The sequence below is a fragment of the Streptomyces sp. NRRL F-5650 genome, from assembly GCF_000721365.1.
GTDB lineage: Bacteria > Actinomycetota > Actinomycetes > Streptomycetales > Streptomycetaceae > Streptomyces > Streptomyces ardesiacus.
On record NZ_JOGV01000089.1, the window covers coordinates 1 to 8,586 of the forward strand.

Sequence of the window (8,586 nt, forward strand, 5' to 3'; positions counted from 1 at the left end):
GCTTCCCTTCGGTCTTGCGTTTCCGACTCTATCAGATCTTTCCGATCCGATTTCCTCGGTGCTTTCCAGGTTCCCGCTTTCGCGTTTCCCTTTCCGGCGGTTCCGACTCTATCAGATCCTTTCGGACTCTGATTCCCCGTCAGAAGGGGTTGCCGTCCCGGCCGTTGGGCCGTTCCGACGTCTCAAACCTTAGCGGACCTTCTCGGCGTTTCCCAATCGGGGGCGATCGGGGCGACGAGTACCCACCGGAATTGAATTCGGGCGCGCCGAAACCATTCCCGCTGGGGATCGTGCTGGTGGTTTGATTGCCGCTGCTGCGGCGGAAGGCGTTGCCGCAGAACCGTTACGGTCCGGTGGCAACCCGAAGAACCTTACGGTTACCGCAGGTGGCTGTCAAGCATGCCTGTCAAGATCTTTAATCGAGGTCGCTGAGCCGGCCGGCGGCGTCGGGCTGGGCGTGCTCCACCCGGTGCAGGAGGCGGGTGAGCACCTCACCGAGTGCGGTGCGGTCGTCGGCGGAGAGGTCCTGGAGCAGGTCCTCCTCGAAGACCGTGGCCAGGCGCATGGCCGCCAGCCACTTCTCGCGCCCCTCCGCGGTGAGCGCCACGATCACGCGGACCCGGTTGGTCTCGTCCCGCTCCCGGGTCACCAGCCCCTCCGACACCATGCGGTCGATGCGGTGGGTCATCGCGGCCGGCGTCAGGCCGAGGCGCTTGGCGAGGTCCCCGGGCCCCAGCCGGTAGGGAGCACCGGAGAGGACGAGGGCCTTCAGCACTTCCCAGTCCGTGTTGCTGATGCCCAGCTCGGCGGTCTGGCGGCCGTACGCGACGTTCATGCGGCGGTTGAGGCGGGAGAGGGCCGAGACGATCTTCTCGACCTGGGGGTCGAGGTCCTGGAACTCGCGCTGGTAGGCGGCGATCTGCTCTTCGAGTGTCGGCTCGCCGGCGCCGGAGGTGTCGCCCATGCCCGCAGTATGGCACGCGACTCCTTTGCCTTGAAGTCCTTCGGTATGTACTCTTTACCTTCGAACTTTAGCTTCTAAGTCTTCAGCTCTAACGGCTGGGGCTACCGATCCCGAGAGATCAAGAGAGGGTGAACGTGACCAGGGCAATGGGCGCGGCGATGCGCCGGATCCACGTGGGCAACGCACTCAGCGCGTTCGGACTCGGCTTCACAGTCCCCTACCTGTACGTCTATGTGGCGCAGGTACGGGGCCTGGGTTCTGTCACGGCGGGCCTCGTGCTCGCCGTCTTCGCCGTGGCCGCGCTGATCGTGCTGCCGTTCGCCGGGCGGGCCATCGTCCGGCGCGGCCCGCTGCCGGTACTGCTGGTCGCCCTGGTCACCGCCGCCCTGGGCGCCATGAGCCTCGGGCTGTCCGCCTCGGCGGCCACGGTGCTGCTCTCGGCGGCCGCGCTCGGTGCGGGACAGGCCGTGATGCAGCCGGCGCTCGCGACGATGATCGTGGACTGCTCCACGACCGAGACCCGGTCGCGGGCCTTCGCGATGCAGTTCTTCCTGCAGAACCTGGGGCTCGGTGTCGGCGGGCTCATCGGCGGTCACCTGGTGGACACCTCGAAGGCGTCGTCCTTCACGGTGCTGTTCGCCATCGAGGCGGCGATGTTCCTGGTGCTCGTCGCCGTCATGGCGACGGTGCGGGCACCCCGCGCGCCCCGCATCGAGGCGGCGCCTGGGCAGAGCGGCGGCGGGAGCTGGAAGCAACTGCTGGGCAACCGGGCCATGGTGCAGCTCTGCGTCCTGGGCTTCGTGTTGTTCTTCGCCTGCTACGGGCAGTTCGAGTCCGGTCTGAGCGCGTACGGCGTCGAGGCGGCCGGGATCTCCACGTCCGCGCTGGGGACCGCCCTGGCGGCGAACACGCTGATGATCGTGGTCGCGCAGTTCGCGGTGCTGAAGTTCGTGGAGCGGCGCAAGCGGTCCCGCGTGATCGCCTCCGTGGGGCTGATCTGGGCCGTGGCGTGGGCCGTGGCCGGGTACGCCGGGCTGGGGCACGGCAGCCAGACGATGGCGACGGCCGCGTTCATCTCCACGTACGCGCTGTTCGGGCTCGGTGAGGCGATGCTGTCGCCGACGCTGGCGCCGCTGGTGGCGGATCTGGCGCCGGACGGTCTCGCCGGGCAGTACAACTCGGTCTTCGCCCTGGTGAAGCAGCTCGCGCTGGCCATCGGTCCCGCGGTGGGCGGGCCGCTGGGGGCCTCGCTGCACGGGCCGTACATCGTGGCCTTCCTGGTGTTCTCGCTGGGCATCTCGGTGCTGGCGGTGCGGCTGGGGCGGCAGCTCACGGACGTACAGAACCAGCCGTCGCTCGCGCGGAGCCGGGTGGTCACGCAGGGCGGGGCGCCGGCCGACGCGGTGGCGGTCGCCGAGGCGTGAGACGGGCCGGGGCGCGGGCGGGTTGCCGCCGCCCGCGCCCGGGCCTCACGGCTTCTGCAGGACGAACTCGCACCACACCGCCTTGCCGCCGCCCGGGGTGCGCCGGGATCCCCAGTTGGAGGCGATGGTCGCGACGATGGCGATGCCCCGGCCGGACTCGTCGCCGGGCTCCGCGCGGCGGCGTCTGGGCAGGTGGTCGTCGCCGTCGGTGACCTCGATGATCAGGCGGCGGTCGGTGCGGCGCAGGCGCAGCCGCATCGGCGGGGTCCCGTGCTGCAGGGAGTTGGCGACCAGTTCGCTGGTGGCCAGGACGCCGAGGTCGTGCAGGTCGGCGGGGAAACGCCAACTGGTGAGGACGCCGGAGGCGAAGGCACGCGCGCGTGGGGCCGCTTCGACGCCGCCGAGCAGTTCCAGGGCGGCGTTGCGGAAGAGTTCCGCCTCGGCGCCCTTGCGGGCGGGGTGCTGGAGGACGAGGACGGCGACGTCGTCGTCGTGGTCCGGAGTGACGCCCGCCGAGCGGATCAGCCGGTCGCAGACGACCTGGGGCGTGCCGGTGGCGCCGGACAGGGCGTGCTCCAGGGCGGCGATGCCCACGTCGAGGTCCTCGTCGCGGCGCTCCACCAGGCCGTCGGTGTACAGGACGGCCGTGGAACCGGGGGGCAGGGCGATCGAGCCGGAGGCGTGGATCCAGCCGCCGGTACCGAGCGGGGGCCCCGTGGGTTCGTCCGCGCGCTGGACGGTGCCGTCCTCGTCGCGGACGAGGATGGGCAGGTGGCCGGCGGACGCGTAGACCAGCCGGCCCTCGTTCGGGTCGTGGATGGCGTACACGCAGGTGGCGATCTGGTTGGCGTCGATCTCGGCGGCGAGGCCGTCGAGGAGCTGGAGCACCTCGTGCGGGGGCAGGTCGAGTCGGGCGTAGGCCCGCACCGCCGTACGGAGCTGGCCCATGACGGCGGCCGCGCGGACGCCTCTGCCCATGACGTCGCCGATGACGAGGGCGGTACGGCCGCCGCCGAGGGTGATCACGTCGTACCAGTCGCCGCCGACCGCCGCCTCGGTGCCGCCCGGGTGGTAGGTCGCGGCGACGCGCAGGTCGTCGGGGGACTCCAGTTCCTGCGGGAGGAGGGAACGCTGGAGGGTGACGGCGGTTTCGCGCTGGCTGCGCTCGCTCGCGCGCAGGCGGCCGGCGGCCTCGGCGTGGTCGGTGACGTCGGTGGCGAAGACGAGGACGCCCCGGCCGTCGCGTCCGTCGTCGGTGGCGGTGTCGGCGACGGGGGTGCAGGTGAACGTGTAGGAACGGCCGTCGGGGGCCTTGCGGGACTTGAGGGTGCGGGGTCTGCCGCTGCGCTGGACCTGGTCGAGGAGCGGGAAGAGGCCGGGCTCGTCCAGTTCGGGGAGGGCGTCACGGGCGCGGGCGCCGAGGTCGCGGGTGCCGAAGGCGGCGACGTAGGCGTCGTTGACGTAGGCGAGGCGGTGCTCGGGGCCGTGGACGAGGGCGACGAGGGCCGGGACGCGGTCGAGGACGTCGCGCACGGGCAGTTCGTCGACGCTCGGGACGCCGGGAGCGGGTGGGGCCTCCTCGGTGAGCTGTTCGGCGCGGGCGGCGGGTACGGAGCCGTCTCCCCTGCGGTCGGGGGAGACCGTCGTGTCGGTCCGCGACGCGGCGCGGCGCTGTGTTCCGGGGAGTCGGGCGCTCCAGCGCGTGAAGTTCACGAATCCTTGCCTCGCGTAGTCGTCGGCGGCCGGGAACCGGGACGGGCCGGGGCGGCCCGGGCCCCGGGGGCCGCGCTGGGGCGAGCGGCGGCGCGCCCGCGGTGGTGGACCAGTCTGGCAGGGTGCCCGCCCGGCCGACATCCGTCAGACGCCCCAGTGGGCGGGGGAGTTCCTGAGTCCGCTCAGGACGACCCCTTCGGGTTGTGCGGGGGCTCCTGAGAAGGCTTTCCACCGGCCGCGAGTTCGAACTCCGCCCGCGGATGTTCGAGTGAGCCGAGGGAGACGATCTCGCGTTTGAAGAGGCCGGCGATCACCCATTCGGCGAGCACGCGTGCCTTCCGGTTGACGGTGGGGACCCGGCTGAGGTGGTAGGCGCGGTGCATGAACCACGCGGGGTACCCCTTGAGTCTGCGTCCGTGGACCTGGGCGACTCCCTTGTGGAAGCCGAGGGAGGCGACGGAGCCGGAGTACTTGTGCGCGTACGTGTCCAGGGGCTCGCCGCGCAGGGCGTGGGTCACGTTGTCGCCGAGGACCCGTGCCTGCCGTACGGCGTGCTGGGCGTTGGGGGCGCAGTCCCGGCCCGGTTCGGGCGCGGTGACGTCGGGGACGGCGGCGGCGTCCCCGGCCGCCCACGCGTGCGGGGTACCGTCGACCGACAGGTGGGCGGTGCAGGTGAGCCGGCCGCGGCCGTCGAGGGGCAGGTCGGTGGCGGCCAGGAGCGGGTGCGGTTTGACGCCGGCGGTCCAGACGACCGTGCGGGTGGGGAAGCGGGAGCCGTCGCTGAGCACGGCGACGCGGTCGGCGCAGGACTCCAGCCGGGTCTCCAGGCGTACGTCGATGTTGCGGCGGCGCAGTTCGGTGACCGTGTAGCGGCCCAGTTCCTCGCCGACCTCGGGCAGGATGCGGCCGGAGGCCTCCACGAGGATCCACTTCATGTCCTCGGCGGTGACGTTGTGGTAGTACCGCGCGGCGTAGCGGGCCATGTCCTCCAGCTCGCCGAGGGCCTCCACGCCCGCGTAGCCGCCGCCGACGAAGACGAAGGTGAGGGCGGCGTCGCGGAGGGCGGGGTCGCGGGTGGAGGAGGCGATGTCCATCTGTTCGAGGACGTGGTTGCGCAGGCCGATGGCCTCCTCGACGGTCTTGAAGCCGACCCCGTGGTCGGCGAGGCCGGGGACCGGAAGGGTGCGCGAGACGGAACCGGGCGCGAGGACGAGTTCGTCGTACGTCACCCGGCGGGCGCCCGTCTTCTCCTCGTCGGTGGCGAGGGTGGTGAGGGTGGCGGTGCGGGTGGTGTGGTCGATGCACTCGACCTCGCCGATGACGATGTCGCACTGGCCCAGGACCCGGCGCAGGGGTACGACGACGTGGCGCGGGGAGAGGGACCCGGCCGCCGCTTCGGGGAGGAACGGCTGGTACGTCATGTACGGGGCCGGGGTGACGACCGTGATCTCGGCCTCGCCCCGGCGCAGTTCGCCCTTGAGATTCCGTTGCAGCCGCAGGGCCGTGTACATCCCGACGTAGCCACCGCCGACAACGAGAATGCGCGCACGTTCCTTCACCACCCCATGACGCACCCGACGCTTGCGTTTGTCCACAGGCTCGGCAAATTGTGTGACTGGAGATCGTGGGGCGCGCACGCCGTCCAATCACTCCTCCGACACGTGATCGCGCAGGTCAGCGCGGGTGTAAGTGGGGGTTGGGAGCGGCATATTCGGGGTGTATGCGAGCGGTGCTCCGATCGGGGGGCACACCGTGCGGAACGTGCCCCTTCTGAATTGACCCTCACTCAACTATGTTCTTTCCCACGGTGTGTGGGGGGATGCGCTCATGGGGTCCGCGACGGGCGGACCACAGGAACCGGGCCCGTTCCGCCCGCTCCGGCTTTCGATGGCGGGGAGAGTCTCCGGGGGGAGACGTCATTACCGGGGGATTGTCTATGCATGTTCAGGATTCTCATTGGTCGTCCGCGTCGGCCGTCGCGCCCGGCGGCGCGATGAGTGCGGCGAACGGCGCCCGCGGCGACGCGGCACGCCACGCGCCGCTGCGCGTGGACGCCCAGCGCAACTTGGAGCACGTGCTGCGCGCGGCGCGCGAGGTGTTCGGCGAGCTGGGGTACGGCGCGCCGATGGAGGACGTGGCGCGGCGCGCGCGGGTCGGTGTCGGCACGGTGTACCGGCGCTTTCCGAGCAAGGACGTGCTGGTGCGCCGGATAGCCGAGGAGGAGACCGCCCGGCTCACCGACCAGGCGCGTGCGGCGCTCGGCCAGGAGGACGAGCCGTGGTCGGCGCTGTCCCGCTTCCTGCGGACGTCGGTGGCCTCGGGCGCCGGCCGGCTGCTGCCGCCGCAGGTGCTGCGGGTCGGGGTGTCGGAGGACGGCGAGGGCGGTGCCGACGGTGTGGCGGCCGGTGATCCCCGGGTGCCGCAGCAGCGGATGCAGCCGGGCACGGGCGAGCTGCGACTGGTGCCCGAGGAGACCACCGCGGCGGGAGAACCGGCCGGCGCGGCGGGTTCGGTCGCCGACCCCGTCAGCGGCGCCGGCTCCCTGGCGGGGGACGAAGGTGCCGCGGCGCTGCTGGAGGTCGTGGGCCGGCTCGTGGAGCGGGCACGGACCGCGGGTGAGCTGCGGCCGGACGTTTCGGTCTCGGACGTCCTGCTGGTGATAGCCACGGCGGCACCCTCCCTCCCGGACCCGGCCCAGCAGGCTGCGGCCTCGGCCCGGCTGCTGGACATCCTGCTGGAGGGGCTGCGCTCGCGACCGACGTGAACGGGATCGACCGCCGCCGGACGGTGCCGACCGCTGCCGACCGGGCACGAGCGGGAGGGGCGAACCGGTCGCGAACGGGCACAAAGAGGGACGGGCCGGTCACGGACGGCGGCGCCGAACGGGTGAGCCCCTCACCCCTTCCCCGAACGGCTGAGCGTTATTACCGCGGCCCGGCAAGTCCCCACAGACGAGTGACGGTCGGCACCAGGGGGTCCTGAACAAAAGCCAATATGGCACGCTGACCCGGTGTTCGGACTGGCTGGGCAGGTGGGCGGGGGCTTTCCGCGATGAGCGTTGACGGGCGGGACGGATCAGTCGGTGACGGCGCGAGCGGTCCCGGTGACGCCGGTACCGAAGACGCCCGGGCCGGGACACCCCGGGACGACGGCGCGCCACAGGTGCCGGACCAGGGCGGTCCGGCCGGAGCGGCCCGCGTCCGGCGGGAGGGTCCCTTCCAGGACGGTGGCCGCGAGGCTCCGGCCGAGGGCGGGGACCGAGCGGGAGCCGGGGTCCCGATACAGCGCGAGCTGAACGAGGACAGCGTGCTGCCACCGCCCCGGGAGCCGGACGACGGTGGCGTCCTGCCGCCTCCGCGCGAGCTTCCGGCGTCCGACGCCGAGTTGATCGAGCGGATGCGCTCGGGCGACGACACCGCCTACGAGGAGCTGTACCTCCGCCACGCGGACGCGGTACGCCGGTACGCGCGCACCTGCTGCCGCGACGCCCACACCGCGGACGACCTCACCGCCGAGGTCTTCGCCCGCATGCTCCAGGCGGTGCGCGGCGGTTCGGGACCCGAGCACGCCGTGCGCGCCTACCTGCTCACCGCGGTCCGGCGCGTCGCCGCCGGCTGGACCCGGTCGGCCGGGCGGGAGCAGTTGGTCGAGGACTTCGCCGTGTTCGCCGCGCAGGCCGCCTACACCGCGAAGGTGCCGGACGACGACACCCTGGAGCTGGGCGCCGACGTCCGCGCCATGCACGAGGCCGAGCAGTCGATGGCCATGCGGGCCTTCCGTTCGCTGCCGGAGCGGTGGCAGGCCGTGCTGTGGCACACCGAGGTCGAGGACGAGTCGCCGAGCGAGGTGGCCACGCTCTTCGGGCTGGACGCCAACGGCACCCGGGTCCTCGCCAGCCGTGCCCGTGAGGGGCTGAAGCAGGCCTACCTCCAGGCCCACGTCAGCAGCGCGCTCGCCACCGACGAGGAGTGCGCCCGCTATGCCGACCAGCTCGGCACGTACGCGCGCGGCCGGCTGCGCATCCGGGCCGAACGCGGGCTGCGCAAGCACCTGGAGGAGTGTGCCAGGTGCCGGCTGGCCGCGACCCAGATCGAGGAGGTCGCGAGCGGCATCCCCGCGGTGGTGCCCGTCGCGGTCATCGGCTGGTTCGGTGTCGCCGGGTACGCGAAGGTGGCGGGTCTCGTCGCCGGGGGCGCGGGCGCCGGTGCGGCGGGTGCCGCGGGCGCGGCGGCCGCGGCGAGCGGCGGCAGCTCCGGCGGAGCGGGCGCCGGGGGCGGTGCGGCGGCCTCGGAGGGGCTCGGCGCGCCGGTGAAGGCCGGTATCGCGGCCGGTGTGGTCGCGGTGGCCGCCGCGGCGGCTCTGGCCTTCGCCCTGGTCGGCCAGGAAGCCCCGGACAGGGAACCGCCGAAGGCCGCCCCGCCGGCCTCCACACCGGTGGCGCAGCCCGCCCCGGAGACACCCACGCCCTCGACGCGCCCCCCGAAC

The 8,586-nt window shown here is 72.7% G+C and carries 6 protein-coding genes; 3 read left to right on the forward strand and 3 right to left on the reverse strand.

The genetic code is table 11. The features are described from left to right. Nucleotides 1-415 precede the first annotated feature (415 nt). Complete coding sequence (locus IG88_RS0137105; protein ID WP_030405241.1) at nt 416-964, reverse strand: MarR family winged helix-turn-helix transcriptional regulator; 549 nt, start codon at nt 962-964, stop codon at nt 416-418. 146 nt (nt 965-1,110) lie between these two features. On the opposite strand from IG88_RS0137105, the gene IG88_RS0137110 reads away from it, so the two are divergent. Next, nucleotides 1,111-2,388: an MDR family MFS transporter gene (locus IG88_RS0137110; RefSeq protein ID WP_031051068.1), complete on the forward strand. Its 1,278-nt coding sequence runs from the start codon at nt 1,111-1,113 to the stop codon at nt 2,386-2,388. 45 nt (nt 2,389-2,433) lie between these two features. Here IG88_RS0137110 and IG88_RS0137115 read toward each other — a convergent pair whose 3' ends face one another. Both IG88_RS0137115 and IG88_RS0137120 read right to left on the reverse strand, forming a co-directional pair. Further along, on the reverse strand, nt 2,434-4,101 hold the full coding sequence (locus IG88_RS0137115) for an ATP-binding SpoIIE family protein phosphatase (protein ID WP_031051070.1): 1,668 nt from the start codon (nt 4,099-4,101) through the stop codon (nt 2,434-2,436). A 182-nt stretch (nt 4,102-4,283) separates the two neighbouring features. After that, nucleotides 4,284-5,663 carry an NAD(P)/FAD-dependent oxidoreductase gene (locus tag IG88_RS0137120; RefSeq protein ID WP_031051073.1) on the reverse strand — a complete coding sequence of 460 codons (1,380 nt, stop codon included), beginning with the start codon at nt 5,661-5,663 and terminating at the stop codon, nt 4,284-4,286. A gap of 374 nt (nt 5,664-6,037) precedes the next feature. On the opposite strand from IG88_RS0137120, the gene IG88_RS0137125 reads away from it, so the two are divergent. Then, nucleotides 6,038-6,865 (forward strand): TetR/AcrR family transcriptional regulator, encoded by an 828-nt coding sequence (locus IG88_RS0137125; protein WP_031051076.1) that lies wholly within the window; start codon nt 6,038-6,040, stop codon nt 6,863-6,865. A gap of 287 nt (nt 6,866-7,152) precedes the next feature. Next, nucleotides 7,153-8,586 (forward strand): sigma-70 family RNA polymerase sigma factor (locus IG88_RS39645; RefSeq protein WP_037837513.1); only part of this gene is annotated, 1,434 nt, incomplete at its 3' end.

Bases quoted from the DNA above. Each gene is read 5' to 3' on its own strand.
- IG88_RS0137105 (WP_030405241.1), bottom strand. From the start codon at position 964: ATGGGCGACACCTCCGGCGCCGGCGAGCCGACACTCGAAGAGCAGATC.
- IG88_RS0137110 (WP_031051068.1), top strand. From the start codon at position 1,111: ATGGGCGCGGCGATGCGCCGGATCCACGTGGGCAACGCACTCAGCGCG.
- IG88_RS0137125 (WP_031051076.1), top strand. From the start codon at position 6,038: ATGCATGTTCAGGATTCTCATTGGTCGTCCGCGTCGGCCGTCGCGCCC.